The organism is Bradyrhizobium sp. JR3.5 (assembly GCF_054057015.1).
This window is the reverse complement of the sequence record NZ_JBSRYV010000002.1, coordinates 2292226-2307684: the sequence shown is the minus strand read 5'-3', so window position 1 is coordinate 2307684 and position 15459 is coordinate 2292226. Positions and strand designations below refer to the sequence as shown.

The 15459-nt window shown below is 64.4% G+C and carries 12 protein-coding genes and 2 pseudogenes; 6 read left to right on the top strand and 8 right to left on the bottom strand.

All coding sequences use genetic code 11. The annotated features are described in order from the left end of the window. Nucleotides 1–15: 15 nt before the first annotated feature. Together ACVWW1_RS27940 and ACVWW1_RS27935 are read left to right on the top strand one after the other, a co-directional pair. A complete protein-coding gene (locus ACVWW1_RS27940; protein ID WP_456658136.1) occupies nt 16–498 on the top strand; it encodes a MarR family winged helix-turn-helix transcriptional regulator in 483 nt (160 codons plus the stop codon). After that, nucleotides 498–1691 (top strand): 3-hydroxybenzoate 6-monooxygenase, encoded by a 1194-nt coding sequence (locus ACVWW1_RS27935; protein WP_456658135.1) that lies wholly within the window; start codon nt 498–500, stop codon nt 1689–1691. The genes ACVWW1_RS27940 and ACVWW1_RS27935 overlap by 1 nt, the downstream gene beginning before the upstream one ends. Nucleotides 1692–1886: 195 nt before the next feature. Here ACVWW1_RS27935 and ACVWW1_RS27930 read toward each other — a convergent pair whose 3' ends face one another. From ACVWW1_RS27930 to ACVWW1_RS27915, 4 genes are all read right to left on the bottom strand, one after another. Continuing rightward, nucleotides 1887–3497 carry a benzoate-CoA ligase family protein gene (locus tag ACVWW1_RS27930; protein WP_456658134.1) on the bottom strand — a complete coding sequence of 537 codons (1611 nt, stop codon included), beginning with the start codon at nt 3495–3497 and terminating at the stop codon, nt 1887–1889. Further along, the gene (locus ACVWW1_RS27925) at nt 3494–4624 is read right to left on the bottom strand and encodes an FAD-dependent monooxygenase (RefSeq protein ID WP_456658133.1); all 1131 of its coding nucleotides are present in this window, start codon (nt 4622–4624) and stop codon (nt 3494–3496) included. Before ACVWW1_RS27925 ends, ACVWW1_RS27930 begins: the two co-directional genes overlap by 4 nt. A gap of 347 nt (nt 4625–4971) precedes the next feature. After that, nucleotides 4972–5193 (bottom strand): cysteine rich repeat-containing protein, encoded by a 222-nt coding sequence (locus tag ACVWW1_RS27920; protein WP_456658132.1) that lies wholly within the window; start codon nt 5191–5193, stop codon nt 4972–4974. A gap of 39 nt (nt 5194–5232) precedes the next feature. Then, a complete protein-coding gene (locus tag ACVWW1_RS27915) occupies nt 5233–6006 on the bottom strand; it encodes a cysteine rich repeat-containing protein (protein ID WP_456658131.1) in 774 nt (257 codons plus the stop codon). A gap of 249 nt (nt 6007–6255) precedes the next feature. Between ACVWW1_RS27915 and ACVWW1_RS27910 the strand changes: the two genes are divergently transcribed. Further along, entirely contained in the window at nt 6256–7413 is a 1158-nt protein-coding gene (locus ACVWW1_RS27910) for an efflux RND transporter periplasmic adaptor subunit (protein WP_456658130.1), read from the top strand. Between the two features lie 10 nt (nt 7414–7423). After that, nucleotides 7424–10595, top strand: a pseudogene (locus ACVWW1_RS27905) (efflux RND transporter permease subunit). Between the two features lie 258 nt (nt 10596–10853). Here the strand turns inward: ACVWW1_RS27905 and ACVWW1_RS27900 are convergent. After that, entirely contained in the window at nt 10854–11855 is a 1002-nt protein-coding gene (locus ACVWW1_RS27900) for an NADP-dependent oxidoreductase (RefSeq protein ID WP_456658129.1), read from the bottom strand. A gap of 318 nt (nt 11856–12173) precedes the next feature. Between ACVWW1_RS27900 and ACVWW1_RS27895 the strand changes: the two are divergent. Both ACVWW1_RS27895 and ACVWW1_RS27890 read left to right on the top strand, forming a co-directional pair. Next, nucleotides 12174–13464, top strand: a pseudogene (locus tag ACVWW1_RS27895) (dicarboxylate/amino acid:cation symporter). A 12-nt stretch (nt 13465–13476) separates the two neighbouring features. After that, complete coding sequence (locus tag ACVWW1_RS27890; protein WP_456658128.1) at nt 13477–14433, top strand: amino acid ABC transporter substrate-binding protein; 957 nt, start codon at nt 13477–13479, stop codon at nt 14431–14433. 132 nt (nt 14434–14565) lie between these two features. Here the strand turns inward: ACVWW1_RS27890 and ACVWW1_RS27885 are convergent, their stop codons facing one another. From ACVWW1_RS27885 to ACVWW1_RS27875, 3 genes are all read right to left on the bottom strand, one after another. Next, entirely contained in the window at nt 14566–14793 is a 228-nt protein-coding gene (locus ACVWW1_RS27885) for a hypothetical protein (protein ID WP_456658127.1), read from the bottom strand. A 71-nt stretch (nt 14794–14864) separates the two neighbouring features. Then, nucleotides 14865–15011 (bottom strand): hypothetical protein, encoded by a 147-nt coding sequence (locus tag ACVWW1_RS27880; RefSeq protein WP_456658126.1) that lies wholly within the window; start codon nt 15009–15011, stop codon nt 14865–14867. A 116-nt stretch (nt 15012–15127) separates the two neighbouring features. Next, a complete protein-coding gene (locus ACVWW1_RS27875; RefSeq protein WP_456658125.1) occupies nt 15128–15394 on the bottom strand; it encodes a hypothetical protein in 267 nt (88 codons plus the stop codon). Nucleotides 15395–15459 lie beyond the last annotated feature (65 nt).

Genomic DNA, 15459 nt, shown 5'->3' with positions numbered 1-15459 from the left:
CCAAGACCCGTCACCATGGACGCGGTCTACACCGCGCCCGGCTACCTGTTCCGGCGCATGCAGCAGATTGCGGTCGCGTTGTTCATCGAGGAATGCAAGGCGTTCGACCTGACGCCGGTGCAATACGCCGCGCTGGTCACGATCTCGACCCACCCCGGCATCGACGCCACCCGGCTCTCGGCGGTGATCGCGTTCGACCGCTCGACGCTCGGCAATGTGATCGAGCGCTTGCAAGCCAAGGAATACGTCGTGCGCAAGCCGGCGCCGGAGGACAAGCGCGTCAAGCTGCTCTACCTCACCAAGGCCGGCGCTTCCGTGCTCAACGACATCATGCCCTCGGTCGACAAGGCACAGGCGCGGATGCTGCAGCCGCTGAAGCCGGCCGATCGCAAGACGCTTCTCTCGCTCTTGACCCAACTTGTCGACCTCAACAACGAGGCGTCGCGCGTGCCGCTGCGCGCCGAGGATGCGCTCGAACATCTGGGGAGGTCGGGCTGATGGCTGAGACGAGACCTGTCCTGATCGCGGGCGGCGGCATCGGCGGCCTCGCCGTGGCGCTCGGCCTCGCGCAGAAGGGCATCCGCTCGATCCTCTTGGAGAAGGCCGCCGCGCTCGGCGAGATCGGCGCCGGCATCCAGCTTGGGCCGAACGCGTTCCACGCCTTCGACTATCTCGGCGTCGGCGAAGCCGCGCGCAACATGGCGGTCTATATCGACCAGCTCCGGCTGATGGATGCGCTGACCGCCGATGAGATTACCCATATCGATCTCGGCGACGCCTTCCGCACGCGGTTCGGCAATCCCTATGCCGTCGTGCATCGCGGTGATCTGCATGGTGTGTTCCTGCGCGCGTGCCATAACCATGAGCTGATCGAACTGCGCGTGTCCAGCGAGGTGATAGGTTACGAGCAGGACGGTTCGTCGGTGACCGCAAAGCTCGCCAGTGGCGAGCGCATCACCGGACGCTTGCTGATCGGCGCCGACGGGTTGTGGTCCAACATCCGCAAGCAGGTGACGGCGGATGGCCCGCCGCGCGTCTCCGGCCACACTACCTATCGCTCCGTGATCCCGACCGAGCAGATGCCGGAGGATCTGCGCTGGAACGCGGCCACGTTGTGGGCCGGCCCGAAATGCCACATCGTGCATTATCCGCTCTCGGGCTGGAAGGTGTTCAACCTCGTCGTCACCTATCACAACGATGCGCCGGAGCCGGTCGCGGGCAAGCCGGTCTCCGAGGATGAAGTGATGAGGGGCTTTATCCACGTCCATGAGCGGGCACAGGACATCATCCGCCACGGCACCAACTGGAAGCTCTGGGTGCTGTGCGACCGCGACCCCACCGAGCGCTGGATCGACGGCCGCGTGGTGCTGCTCGGCGACGCCGCGCATCCGATGCTGCAATATTTCGCGCAGGGCGCCTGTCAGGCGATGGAGGACGCGGTCTGCCTGTCGCACATGCTGGCCAGTCATGATGATCAGCCGGCAGCGCTCGACGCCTACCGCGCGCAACGCTTCCCGCGCACGGCGCGCGTGCAGCTGATGTCACGCGCGATCGGCGAGCACGTCTACCATCCCGCCGGCGACCACGCCCGCATCCGCAACGCGATCATGAGCGCGAAGTCGCAAGCCGAGTGGTGCGACGATATCGCGTGGCTGTATGGCGGGACGGGGCTGGGCGCTGCCGGCAGTTAGGGAAGATGGGTGGCGGCCGCATTCTCCGTCGTCCCGGACAAGCGAAGCGCGATCCGGGACCCATAAGCACCACTGTTTATGAGGTTAAAAGCTGGGGCCACAGCCCAGTGCAACAATAGGCATTTGTGGTTATGGGTCCTGGCTTTCGCCAGGACGACACCGAATTTGCGGTGGTCGCGTCCATCGACCGGCCCATCACATCCGCATCACCGCCTGGCGATCAATCTTGCCGGTGCCGGTCTTCGGCAGCTCGTCGATGAATTTTACCTCGCGCGGATATTTGTACGGCAACAGCTTTGCCTTGACGTAGTCCTGCAGCCGTCGCGTCGCCTCATTGGTGTCGAAGCCGGCCTTGTTCATCACCACCACGGCGCGCAGCGTCATGCGGCGGTCAGGCAATTCGGCGGCGTAGACGGCGCATTCGCGGACGTCAGGGTGATCGGCAAGGCACAGCTCGACCTCCAGCGGATAGACCCACTGGCCGGAGATCTTGATCAGATCGTCGGCGCGGCCGCGGAAGAAGTGGAAGCCGTCGCTGTCGCGCACAAAACGGTCGCCGGTGTAGATCCAGCCGCCCTCGCGCACGGTCTCGGCGGTCTTGTCCGGCCGGTTCCAGTACAGCGGCGTCGCGGAATCGCCGCGCACCCACAGGATGCCTTCCTCATTGTCGCCGACCTCGCGGCCGTCGCTGTCGCGCAGCATGATCTCGTAGCCGGGCACGCGCAGGCCCGCGGCGCCGAGCTTCTTCTGCTCCGCGCGGTTACTGAGATAGACGTGCAGCACCTCGGTCGAGCCGAGCCCTTCGATGATCTCGAGCCCGGTGAGCCGCTTCCAGCCGTTGAACACGTCGGCCGACAGCACCTCGGCGGCCGAGACCGCCATCCGCAGCGAGGAGAAGTCGGCTTGCTCGGCGCCTTCGGCCTTGGTCAGGGTAATGTAGAGCGTCGGCAGGCCGAAGAACACGGTCGGCCGGTACTGCGCGATGGCGGCGAAGATCGCGGCCGGCTTCGGCTGGCCCGGCAGCAGCAGCGTCGCGGCGCCGACCGAGAAGGGAAACGTGATCGAATTGCCGAAGCCATAGGCGAAGAAGATCTTCGGCACCGAGAAGCAGATGTCTCCGGGCTCGAGCTTCAGCACACTGCGGGCAAAGGCGCGCTCGCTATAGGCCATGTCGTGCTGCAGATGCACGATGCCCTTGGGGCGGCCGGTCGAGCCCGAGGAATACATCCAGAACGCCATCTCGTTGCGGTGGGTGTCGGCCTCGTCGAGCTCGCCTGGAAATTCTTGCAGCCATTCGCCGGCGTTGCGCGCCTCGGCAACCGCATGATCGCCGGCGGCGCCATTGACCACGATCAACGTGCGCAGCGGCGTGTCCTTGCAGGCCTCGACGTTGAAGCGCGAACAGAACTCCGCATCGGTGACGGCGACCTGCGCGCCGGCGTCGGACAGATAGAATTGTAGCAGCTCCGGCGTCGTCAGCGTGTTGATGAGCAGCGGCACGAAACCGGCGCGCACCGCACCGAAGAAGGCCGCCGGATAGGCCGGCGTGTCGTCGAGGAACAGCAGCACGCGGTCGCCGCGTTGCAGCCCGAGCGATTGAAATGCGTGGCCCCAGCGCGCTGCGTCAGTGCACAGCTCGCGATAGGTCCGCGTGCCGGCGGGACCAGTCAGCGCCAGGCGTTCGGCGTTGCCGTTGCCGAGATTGTCGAACAGGATGCGGCTCGCATTGTAGCGTTCGGGGATCGTGAAGCCGATCTCGCGTGCACCGGGATTGTCCTGCGGAACCAGGTCGGCGATCCCAGTCATGAGCGTCCCTTTGCGGCCTCAAAACGGGCCATGAAGGCCGGCGACATCGCGCGCAACCGCGCATCGTCGATCCGGCCGGAGCGGGTGATGTAGCTGTAGGCGAAATCCATCGGGTCGCGCTTCATATGCGCGGGGAAATGCTCGTACCAGTCGGCGCTGGTCCGCGCCGCAGTGACGAGCTTCTTCACGATCGGCTTGCGCTCGGCCTCGTAGCGGGCAAGCGCAGCGGCGATGCGGCTTTCGGTCTCCAGCGCCTTGGTCAGCGCGATCGCATCCTCGATCGCGAGCCGGGTGCCCGAGCCGATCGAGAAATGCGCGGAATGCAGCGCGTCACCGATCAGCACCATGTTGCCGTGCGACCAGCGCTCGTTCCAGATCCATGGGAAATTGCGCCACACCGATTTGTTCGAGATCAGCTTGTGACCGTCCAAGGTCGCGGCGAACACCTGTTCGCAGATCGCCTGCGATTCCTCGATCGTCTTGTCGGCAAAGCCATAGGCCGCCCAGGTCGCCGCGTCGCACTCGACCAGGAAGGTGCTCATGTCCTTTGCATAGCGATAGTGATGGGCGTTGAAGTTGCCGCGCTCGGTCGCCACGAAGGTCTGCGACAACGTCGCGAAGGTCTTGGTGGTGCCGTACCAGGCGAATTTGTTGGTCGAATGCGAGACCGACGCGCCGAACGCGGCCTCAAAATCGCGGCGGACCATCGAGTTCAACCCGTCGGCGGCGACGATCAGGTCGTAACCCCTGAGCTGGTCGACCGATTGCACAATGGTGTCGAAGCGCGGCGTGACGCCAGTGCTGCGCACGCGCTCTTGCAGGATCGTCAGCAGCGCCAGCCGGCCGATCGAGGAGAACCCGACGCCGTCGATCTCGACGCTCTCGCCGCGCAAATTGAGCGTGATGTTCTTCCAGCTCTCCATCCGCGGGGTGATGGCGTCGACCGTCTCGGGATCGTCGGCGCGCAGGAACTCCAGCGCCTGCTCGGAGAACACCACGCCGAAGCCCCAGGTGGCGCCGGCGGCGTTCTGCTCGAACAGATCGATCTCGGCGTCAGGATGACGCTTCTTCCAGAGATAGGCGAAATAGAGCCCGCCGGGCCCTCCGCCGATCACGGCGATCCGCAACGTCTGCCTCCCAGATTGACAGTGTACTTACAATTTGGTCCAGACTAATCGCCCTCTGGCGGGAACGCCAGAGGGAAAATGCGCGGCTGGGCCAGTAGCAGGACGGCGTTAGGATGAGGCGGGATGGCGGCAGTCTGGCTGCACCTCTCCCGCTTGCGGGCAGGGCAATCGCATATGGCAAAAAATTCGGTTGTTCCGAAGGAACGGGCAGAATCGTTCCGTATTCGATTCCACTTCGTTCGCGATCTCTCCCGGAGTGAGGTTGGTTGGCCTGTTTGTGACAACAAGGTGCTGCGGCTCCGTGCCCGGCAAATCGCCGGGCACCTATCGTCTCACCGCCTGCGCGACTATTTCTTTTCCGCTTCTGCCAGCACCTTCTTGCAGGCGGGCGTCAGCTTGTCGCTCTCCTTGGCAAGACAGGCAATGATGCGCCCGCCGCCGGGCGTCACGCTTTTGCAGAACTTCTGATAGTCGCCCATGCAGGCGTCGCGTTGCGCTGATGTCAGCTCCTGGGCGTAGACGGCGGTTGAGCCGCAAAGCAGAACGGCGGTCAGGACAAGACGCAGCATCGATTGCTCCCTTCTCCGATCGGTCGCGTGACAACAGGATCACCGCGCCGCGAACGGCGCCAGCACATCGCGGCACGCCGGCGACAGCGAGCCGGCATTGGTCGCCAGGCACTGCACGATCCGCCCGCCGCCCGGCTGCACGCCGCCGCAGATCGAGCGGACGTCGGCGCCGCAGGCCGAACGCAGCACGAAAATCTCTTCGCGCGGCCGCAGCGGCCGCAACGCGATCACCGCCGGCGCGGCCGCTGGAGCCGCGGCCGGTGCTGCAATTGTCGTGGCACCCGCGGCGCCACCGCCGCCGGCGGCCGCCACGGCCTTCTCGCAGGCCGGCGAAAGCTTCTCCTTGTTCTTCTCGAGGCACTGCAGCGCCGGCGCACCGCCGGTCGGCACGCCCGCACAGACCTTGGGATAATCGGAGCGGCAGGCGCTGCGGATCGCGGAGATCTGTGCGCTGCTTGGCTTTGCAGCCGCGGCCTTCGGTGCCGCCGTCTCTGCGGGCTTGGCCGCCGTCGCCGCCGGAGCCGCGTCGGTCTTGGCTGCTGCGGGAGCAGCGGCCGGTGCTTCCGCGGCCTTCACGGCGCTGGCGCAGCCAGGTCCGAGGCTTGCCATGTTTTTCTGCAGGCATTGCAGTGACGCTTCGCCGCCGGGCGGCACGCTGGAGCAGTGTGCGATGTAATCGTTGCGGCATTGCGACTTGATGGCGTCGCGCTGCGCCTGGGTCGGCGCCTGCGACAAGGCTGGTGCGGTGCTCATCAGTGCCGCAAGCGCAAGCCATGCGAAGAGCCTCGTTGCACGTGTCAACGCGTTGATCATTTGAATAAATCCTCTCGTCGCGCCGGAAGCCTCCGGCTCAACTGAACTGAGTCTGAAATAATTTTGCTCTAACAACCTTCGCGAGCGGCATCATTTTCGCTTTCGAGTTCCGCTGCAAGCGGATTGTTGCTATGGAAGAAGCCGGCTGAATTTTTTGCTCGCTTCGACATCTTTGAATTAGGTCATTCGGACTGAGGCTCGGAAATGAGGCATGCGCGCGCGTCGGCACATTTCAGTCAGAGCGATTTTGTGCGGCTGCGAAATGCGCCGCTTCCGCGCATCGCCTTCGCCGTAGCGGCCGTTGTCAGTTTAAGTGCCTGCGAGCAAAACAGTTTTGTTGCGCCGCCGCCGCCCAAGGTCGAAGTCGCGCCGCCGGTGCAGCGCGCCATCACGCGCTACCTGGACGCCACCGGAAACACCGCGCCGATCAAGACCGTCGATCTGGTCGCGCGCGTGCAAGGCTTTCTGCAGTCGATCAACTATCAGGACGGCTCGCCGGTGAAGGAGGGGACCACCCTGTTCACGATCGAGCCCGAGACCTACAAGCTGAAGCTGGAGCAGGCGCAGGCCGCGGAAGTGGGCGCGCAGGCGACGCTCAAGCAGGCCGAGGCCGACTTCAAGCGGCAAGCGGACCTGGTGCAGCGGCAGGCGGTCTCGCAAGCGACACTCGATACCTCGACCTCGACCCGGGACAACGCCCAGGCCAATCTGCAGCAGGCCCAGGTCAACACCAAGATCGCAGCGGTCAATTACGGCTACACCAATGTGGCCGCACCGTTCGACGGCATCGTCAGCAACCATCTGGTCTCGGTCGGCGAACTGGTCGGCGTCGCGTCGCCGACACAGCTTGCCACCATCGTGCAGCTCGACCCGATCTACGTGAATTTCAATGTCAACGAGCAGGACGTGCAGCGTGTCCGCGACGAAGCGCGCCGCCGCGGCATGACGACCGCCGAGATCAGGCAGTTGCCGATCGAGGTCGGGTTGCAGACCGAGACCGGCTATCCACACAAGGGCAAGCTCGATTATCTCTCGCCCACCGTCAGTCAGTCGACCGGTACGCTTGCCGTTCGCGGCCTGGTGCCCAATCCGGATCGCGTGCTGCTGCCCGGCTTCTATGTCCGCGTTCGCGTGCCGATCGATAAGCAGGACAATGCGCTGCTGGTGCCTGACGTTGCGATCGGTAGCGACCAGGGCGGCCGCTACGTGCTGGTCGTCAATGCGGACAATGTGGTCGAGCAGCGCAAGGTGGCGACCGGTCCGCTCGATGAGGGCTTGCGCGTCATCGAGAGCGGGCTGAAGGCGGACGACCGCGTCGTGACCGCCGGATTGCTGCGCGCGATCCCGGGGCAGAAGGTCGATCCGCAGATGCAGAAGGGCGACGCGACGCCGGCACCGGCCAAGTGAGGGGCGCGCCATGATCTCGAAATTCTTCATCGAGCGACCGGTCCTTTCCAACGTCATCGCGATCCTGATGATCCTGATCGGCGGCGTCGCGCTGTTCAATCTCGCGGTCGCGCAATATCCCGATGTGGTGCCGCCGACGGTCCAGGTGACGACGCGCTATCCCGGCGCGTCGGCAAAAACCGTGATCGACACCGTAGCGCTGCCGATCGAGCAGCAGGTCAACGGCGTCGAGGACATGCTCTACATGCAGTCCTACAGCGGCGCCGACGGCACCTACACGCTGACGGTGACCTTCAAGATCGGCACCGACCTCAACTTCGCGCAGGTGCTGGTGCAGAACCGCGTCTCCTCGGCACTGTCGCAACTGCCGACCGCGGTGCAGAACCAGGGCGTCACGGTGCAGAAGCGGTCGACCTCGATCCTGCTGTTCGTGACACTGACCTCGCCGAACAAGACCTACGACAGCCTGTTCCTGTCGAACTATGCCACCATCAACATTCGCGACGAGCTGTCGCGTCTGCCGGGCGTCGGCAACGTCACCGTGTTCGGCGCCGGGCAGTATTCGATGCGGGTGTGGCTCGATCCGAACAAGCTGCAGGCGCGTGGACTGATGCCGCAGGACGTCATCCAGGCGATCCAGCAGCAGAGCCAGCAGGTCACCGCAGGTCAGGTCGGCGCGCCGCCCGCGCCGCAGGGGCATGTGTTCCAGTACACGCTGAACGTCAACGGCCGGCTCGACGATGCGAGCCAGTTCGAGAACATCATCGTCAAGACGGGCAATGTCGGCGACGTCATCCGCGTCCGCGATCTCGGCTCGGTCGAGCTCGGGGCGCAGACCTACAGCCAGGTGTTCTCGCTCAACCAGAAGCCGGCCACCGGCATCGGCGTATTCCTGTCGCCGGGTGCCAACGCGCTGCAGGTCGAGAAGGAAGTGCAGAAGAAGGTGGCGCAGCTCGCCAAACAGTTCCCGCAGGACATCAAATACGACACGCCGTTCGACACCACCAAATTCGTCCAGGCCTCGATCGACGAGGTCTACCGGACGCTGATCGAGGCCGGCCTGCTGGTGCTGGTCGTGATCCTGGTGTTCCTGCAGGACTGGCGGGCGATGCTGGTGCCTGCGACCACGGTGCCGGTCACCATCATCGGCGCGTTCGCGGCGATGGCCGCGCTCGGCTTCACCATCAATCTCTCGACGCTGTTTGCGATCGTGCTGGCGATCGGCATCGTGGTCGATGACGCCATCGTGGTGGTCGAAGGGGCCGCGCACAATATCGAGCGCGGCATGTCCGGGCACGATGCCGCGATCAAGGCGAGTGGACGAATTGTTCGCGCCGATCGTCGGCATCACGCTGGTGCTGATCTCGGTGTTCCTGCCGGCGGCCTTCCTGCCGGGGCTGACCGGCCGGATGTACGCGCAATTCGCCCTGGTGATCGCAGCAACCGCGCTGCTCAGCGCCGTCAATGCTGCGACCTTGAAGCCGACGCAATGCGCGCTGTGGCTGCGACGGCCGGTGCCGCCGGAGCAGCGCAATGTCTTCTACCGCGGCTTCAACGCGGTCTATGACCGGGTGGAGCGGGGCTACACGCGGACGATCGGCAGCATCGCCGGTCACGCCAAGACCTCGGTCCTCGTCGCGCTGATCCTGATCGGAATTGCCGGCTACGGATTGTCACGGGTGCCGACCGGCTTCATTCCGATCGAGGACCAGGGTTACCTGCTGGCCGCGGTGCAATTACCCGACGGCGCCGCGATCGATCGCACCCAGCGGGTACTCGATCAGGTCACCGACATCGCCCGCAAGACGCCGGGTGTCGAGCAGGTGGTCGCCATCGCCGGCATCTCCGCGCTCGACAACTCGTCGAGCCTCGCCAATGCCGGCGTCGCCTATGTGATCCTGAAGGATTGGGGCTCGCGCGGGCCCGGCGAGGATCTGCGCTCGCTGGTCTACGGCCTCAACGACAAGCTTGCGGTGATTCCGGAGGCGCGGATCCTGGTGATCCCGCCGCCGCCGATCCAGGGCATCGGCAATGCCGCCGGCTTTGCCATGCAGGTGCAGCTCCGTGACGGCAACGCCGATTACGGCAAGCTGCAGGCGGTCACCGGCGCTGTCGTCAGCAATGCGCAGACGCAAAGCGCGCTGCAGCGGGTGCAGTCGTCGTTCCGCTCGATGGTGCCGCAGTTCGACGTCCAGGTCGACCGCGTCAAGACCGAGACGCTGCACGTCACCACCGATCAGATCTTCTCGACGCTGTCGTCCTATCTCGGCGCGAGCTACGTCAACCAGTTCACCAAGTTCGGCCGCACCTTCCAGGTCTACACCCAGGCCGATGCGCAATACCGCCTGACGCTGCGCGACATCGAGAACATGATGGTGCGCAACAGCAATGGCGACATGATCCCGCTCGGCACCGTGGCGAAGATCACGCCGTCGGTCGGGCCGTCGCTGATCAGTCTCTATAACCTCTATCCGTCCGCGACCATCATCGGCCTGCCGTCGCAGGGCTACAGCTCCGGCCAGTCGATGACGCTGATGGAGGAGATCGCCGCGAAGACGCTGCCGCCCGGGACCGGCTATGAGTGGACGGCGATGTCGTACCAGGAGAAGGAGGTCGGCAGCCAGATCTACCTCGTGTTCGCGCTGGCGCTGCTGCTGGTCTATCTCGTGCTCGCCGGACAATATGAGAGCTGGTACGCGCCGATCTCGGTGATCCTGGCGGTGCCGCTGTCGCTGCTCGGGCCCATGCTGGTGCTGACATTGCTTCGGATCGAGAACAACCTCTACACCCAGATCGGCACCATCCTGCTGATCGCGCTGTCGGCCAAGAACGCGATCCTGATCGTCGAGGTGGCGCTCGAGCACCATGTGCGCGACGGCAAGCCGGTGCTGGAGTCGGCGATCGACGCGGCGCGCGCCCGGTTCCGGCCGATCCTGATGACGTCGTTCGCCTTCATCCTCGGCGTGCTGCCGCTGGTGATCGCGACCGGCGCCGGCGCCAACGCCCGCAAATCGATCGGCATCACGGTGTTCTCCGGGATGATCGCCTCAACCTGCCTCGCGGTGCTGTTCGTGCCGGCGTTCTTCGTCGTGGTTCAGAATTTCGAGAACTGGCGCAAGGCGAAGAAAGGCAAGGCGGCCACGCCGCAAGCCGCACCGCAGGCGCCGGGCACGGTGCATTAGAGCCGCGCGCTCCACGCTCAAGTCTTTCCCCGTCACCCTGAGGTGCGAGCGGAGCGAGCCTCGAAGGGCGAACGGCCCGACTCTCTCTGCGCGGCGGCGTCCGGGCCGTGCACCCTTCGAGGCGCGCAAGAGCGCGCACCTCAGGATGACGGGATTGATAGCAAGGGGTGGGTTATCCGAAGGCGTAACCCACCGTTCGCGGCACGGAAGATGGTGGGTTACGCTTCGCTTAGCCCACCCTCCGCACCGTGCTCCGGGCTACACCCTCACCATGCGCTTGCCGCGGTTTTCGCCGGCGAGCAGGCCGATCAGCGCCTGCGGCGTGTTCTCGATGCCGTCGATGACGTCTTCCTGGACCTTGAGCTTGCCCGAGGAGACCCAGGATTGCAGGTCGGCGAGCGCGGCATCGCGCTGGTCCATGTAGTCCATCACGATGAAGCCTTGCATGATCAGCCGCTTCACCACGATCAGGCCGGGCACGCCGCGCGGGCCGTGCGCGGAGGGCACGCCGTCATATTGCGAGATCGCGCCGCAGCAGGCGATCCGGCCGCGATTGTTCATCTGGGCCAGGCAGGCCTCCAGGATGTCGCCGCCGACATTGTCGAAATAGACGTCGATGCCCTTGGGCGCCGCTGCGCGCAGCGCCTTGTAGGTGGCGCCGTCCTTGTAATCGACCGCGGCGTCGAAGCCGAGTTCGGAGGTCAGCCAGTGGCACTTGTCCTTGCCGCCGGCAATGCCGACCACGCGGCAGCCCTTGATCTTGGCGATCTGGCCGACGATCGAGCCGACCGAGCCGGCGGCCGCCGACACCACCACGGTCTCGCCTTCCTTCGGCTTGCCGACATGGAGCAGGCCGAAATAGGCGGTCAGGCCGGCAATGCCATAGACGCTGAGCAGATGCGTCATCGGCTCGAGCTTCGGCATCCTGGCCAGGTGCTTGGTGGGCACGGCGGCATAGTCCTGCCAGCCGGTGTCGCCGAACACGATATCGCCCGGCTTCAGGCCGGGGTCATTCGACGACACCACTTCGGCGATGCTGCCGCCGGCCATCACGGTGTTGGCTTCCACCGCAGCGCGATAGGTGGCGCCGTGCATCCAGGCGCGGTTGGCGGCGTCGAGCGAGATGTAGCGCGTCCGCACCAGCGCCTCGCCATCCTTCGGCGCGGGGACCGCGCCCTTGGTCAGGCGAAAATGCTCGGGGCCAAGCTTGCCGGTCGGCTTTTCAACAAGCAGGATCTGGCGATTGACGGTGTCGTTCATTGGCGGTGTCTCCCCTCGCGTTGGTCGTTTCGCATGCAGTTTGACTGCGACGCGCGCAGCGTGTTGCACAGATTGTGCGCTGCATGAACGCTAGAGCATTTTCGAGCGAAGTGGAAACCGGTTCGCGTAAAGAAAATGCGTCAAAACATGAATCTGGAGCCCCGTTCCGATTCATCGGAACGGAAAAGGCTCTAGTCCCAGCGCTGGCATTCCACAACGGGAACAGATCGGCAAAGTCCCGCGTGGCGCGAAGCGTGTTGCGTAGCTGCGTAAATCTGCCACACTTGCCCTTCGCCGGGAACTTACGGGGGTAAGAGAATGTCGAACAGGTTTACGCAATACATCCTGCTTGCGATGGTCCTTGGCATCGCAATGGGAACGATCGTCTTCAACTACTTTCCTGACAGCCGTGCCGAGATCGCAGCCGACGTCAACCTGATCGCAATGCTGTTCCTGCGCCTGATCAAGATGATCATCGCGCCACTCGTGTTCGCGACCCTCGTCGGCGGCATCGCCCATATGGGAAGCGGCGCCAAGCTCGGGCGCATCTTTGCCAAGACCATGGGCTGGTTCGTCTCCGCCTCCTTTGTCTCGCTGCTGCTCGGCCTCGTGATGGTCAACCTGTTGCAGCCCGGCGCCAATTTCCCCGGCACGCTGCCCGACAAGGCCCAGTCGACCGGCCTGCCGGTCTCGGCCTTCTCGATCGAGAAATTCCTGACCCATCTGATCCCGACCTCGATCGCGGATGCGATGGCGCAGAACGAGATCCTGCAGATCGTCGTGTTCGCGGTGTTCTTCGCGGTGGCGCTCGGCGCCATGCCTGAGCGCGCCAAGCCGATCATGAGCCTGATCGACGATCTCGCCCACATCATGCTTCAAGGTCACCGGCTATGTGATGCTGTTCGCACCGATCGCGGTGTGGGCCGCCATCATGGCGACCGTCTCGAAGAACGGCCTCGGCGTGCTCTGGAAGCTGATCGTCTTCATGGGCGGCTTCTACCTGTCGCTGCTGATCCTGTGGGGCATCCTGGTCATCGTCGGCTTCATCGTGATCGGACCGCGTTACAGCCATCTGCTGCGGCTGATCCGCGAGCCGCTGATGATCGCGTTCTCGACCGCCTCCTCGGAGGCGGCCTACCCGAAGACGCTGGAGGGGTTGAACAGGTTCGGCGCCTCCTCGCGGATCTCGGCCTTCGTGCTGCCGCTCGGCTACTCCTTCAATCTCGACGGCACGATGATGTACTGCACCTTCGCGAGCATCTTCATCGCGCAGACCTACCACATCGAGATGTCGCTCGGCACGCAATTCGCGATGCTGGCGACACTGATGATCACCTCGAAGGGGGTCGCCGGCGTGCCGCGCGCCTCCCTCGTCGTGATCGCCTCGACGCTCGGCCAGTTCGGCATCCCCGAGGCGGGACTGTTGATGATCATGGGCATCGACACCTTCCTCGACATGGGCCGCAGCGCCACCAACGTGATCGGCAACTCGCTGGCCACCGCCGTGGTCGCGAAGTGGGAGGGCGAGCTGAAGGCCGAGCACGAACTCGGGCCCGACGACGCGGTGCCGCAGGATGCGGTGCCCGGCGCCGTGATGGCCGGTCATTGACGGGAGGGATGCATGCATCGCGCCCGCTGGAGGCCGATACGGGCTGAGGCGCCTCTACTGTCGACATGCCTGCTGTCGGCATGCCTGCTGGCGGCAAGCCTGCTGATCGGACCGGTGTCCGCACAGCCGGCGGGCGAGGGGCTCAGCCCCACGCTCGCCAACATCAAGGCCACGCACGCGGTGCGGATCGGCTATCGCGAAAGCTCGCCGCCGTTCTCGTTCCTCGATCACTCCAACCGGCCGATCGGCTACAGCCTCGAGCTGTGCGATGCGATCGTTGACGAGATCGCGGCCGAGGTCGACGACGCCAACCTCAAGGTCGACTACGTCAAGGTCACCTCCGACGACCGCATTCCGGCGGTCGTCGACAAGAAGATCGATCTCGAATGCGGATCGACCACGGCGAATGCCGAGCGCGGCAAGCAGGTCGCGTTCTCGCCGCTGATGTTCGTGGCCGGCACCAAGCTGATGGTGCCGAAGGCCTCCGGCGTCAACCAGGTCGCCGACTTGAAGGGCAAGACGGTGGTGGTGACCAAGGGCACCACCAACGAGCAGGCGATGCACAATGCCGACGCCAAGCAACAGCTCGGCCTCAACATCGTGACCGCCGGCGACCATGAGCAGTCCTACCAGATGCTGGTGGACGGCAAGGCGGATGCGTTCGCGACCGACGACATCCTGCTTTACGGCCTGATTGCGCGGCACAAGTCGCAGGACAAGTTCCGCGTCACCGGTGACTATCTGTCCTACGATCCCTACGGCATCATGTACCGCAAGGGCGAGCCGCAGATGAAGGACGTGGTCGAGCGTGCCTTCCGCAAGCTCGCCTCGAACCGCGACATCATCCCGCTCTACAACAAGTGGTTCGTCGCCCGCCTGCCGACCGGCGAGAAGCTCAACGTGGCGCTCTCACCGCAGCTCGAAGACGCCTTCAAGGCGCTCGACGATTCGGCGGGCGGAGCGAACTAGCCTCGAAGTCCGGCCTCTCTCCTTGCGGGAGAGGCCGGATTGCGTTGCAGACGCAATCCGGGTGAGGGGTCTTGCGCAACGCGCGCGGCTTTCCAAGCGGTCCCGAACCGTGCCGACGAACCGCAACTTCGTTCATCGCCAATAGCGATGCGACAAATCCAGGCACTGCCGGACCCAGAATCCGTTCACATGGATCAACTGGCATGTGCTCGGCGGCGGCTCCTTGATGATCGGATATCCGTGGATGTCGATGTTCGTCGGGGCGGTGACGCCGCGCCAGAACACGGCGTTGGCGGCCGGAGGATTGAAGGCAGCGACGAACGCCATGATTGCAAGGAAGCTCAAAACAAGTTTGCGCATAATCTGTATCCGGATCGATTAATGCGCATCAGCGTACTCCCTTGGGCGGGATGAGCAAGCCGCTGAATGAATCAAAATGGCGGCGAGAATTTTGCGGCAAGCTGTACTGCCGCACGCGCGTAGCCGCCGTGGACCGCCATGGAAGCGATGGCAACGATGCCGACCGCCGCCAGAACAACCATGACCTGGAAGATCGCGCGTCCAAGGATCGCTCTCATCAAAACTCCATCGATCCGGCGGGGATCTTGCTTCGAGTTTCCACACCGCGATCTCAGGAGTATCATCGGCAGGCGAGATTCCGCTGTTGAAGTCTGCGAACTCGTCGCTTCACCGGCTAGTGTCGCTCCGCGACAAGCCGATCGACCTGCTGCTTGAGCTCCGCTTCCATCTCGGAAACGATGTCGTGCGGCAGGCGAGCGCCAAGGGGATTGCCAGGCGAACCGGTCGTCTCTCGCTCCATCGCCTGATGCCGCGTGTCATTGGCATCCGGGACCGGGTCTTCGACCCGTCGTCGAGACGATAGATAGCTGGGCGGGCCAGCCGCCGCGTCGGCTTTGTAGGGTTCAGAAAAATCCTGATCCGGCCGTTCAGCGTTCTTCATCAGCTTTGCCTCCTGGCAAGACTTCCTTTCCCCAGGCCCGAACCATCTGGCTCGTCGCTCATCAA

Excerpts from the sequence above, each read along its gene's own strand:
- ACVWW1_RS27940 (WP_456658136.1), top strand. The coding sequence starts at position 16 with ATGGACGCGGTCTACACCGCGCCCGGCTACCTGTTCCGGCGCATGCAG.
- ACVWW1_RS27935 (WP_456658135.1), top strand. The coding sequence starts at position 498 with ATGGCTGAGACGAGACCTGTCCTGATCGCGGGCGGCGGCATCGGCGGC.
- ACVWW1_RS27930 (WP_456658134.1), bottom strand. The coding sequence starts at position 3,497 with ATGACTGGGATCGCCGACCTGGTTCCGCAGGACAATCCCGGTGCACGC.
- ACVWW1_RS27920 (WP_456658132.1), bottom strand. The coding sequence starts at position 5,193 with ATGCTGCGTCTTGTCCTGACCGCCGTTCTGCTTTGCGGCTCAACCGCC.
- ACVWW1_RS27915 (WP_456658131.1), bottom strand. The coding sequence starts at position 6,006 with ATGATCAACGCGTTGACACGTGCAACGAGGCTCTTCGCATGGCTTGCG.
- ACVWW1_RS27900 (WP_456658129.1), bottom strand. The coding sequence starts at position 11,855 with ATGAACGACACCGTCAATCGCCAGATCCTGCTTGTTGAAAAGCCGACC.
- ACVWW1_RS27890 (WP_456658128.1), top strand. The coding sequence starts at position 13,477 with ATGCATCGCGCCCGCTGGAGGCCGATACGGGCTGAGGCGCCTCTACTG.
- ACVWW1_RS27885 (WP_456658127.1), bottom strand. The coding sequence starts at position 14,793 with ATGCGCAAACTTGTTTTGAGCTTCCTTGCAATCATGGCGTTCGTCGCT.
- ACVWW1_RS27880 (WP_456658126.1), bottom strand. The coding sequence starts at position 15,011 with ATGAGAGCGATCCTTGGACGCGCGATCTTCCAGGTCATGGTTGTTCTG.
- ACVWW1_RS27875 (WP_456658125.1), bottom strand. The coding sequence starts at position 15,394 with ATGAAGAACGCTGAACGGCCGGATCAGGATTTTTCTGAACCCTACAAA.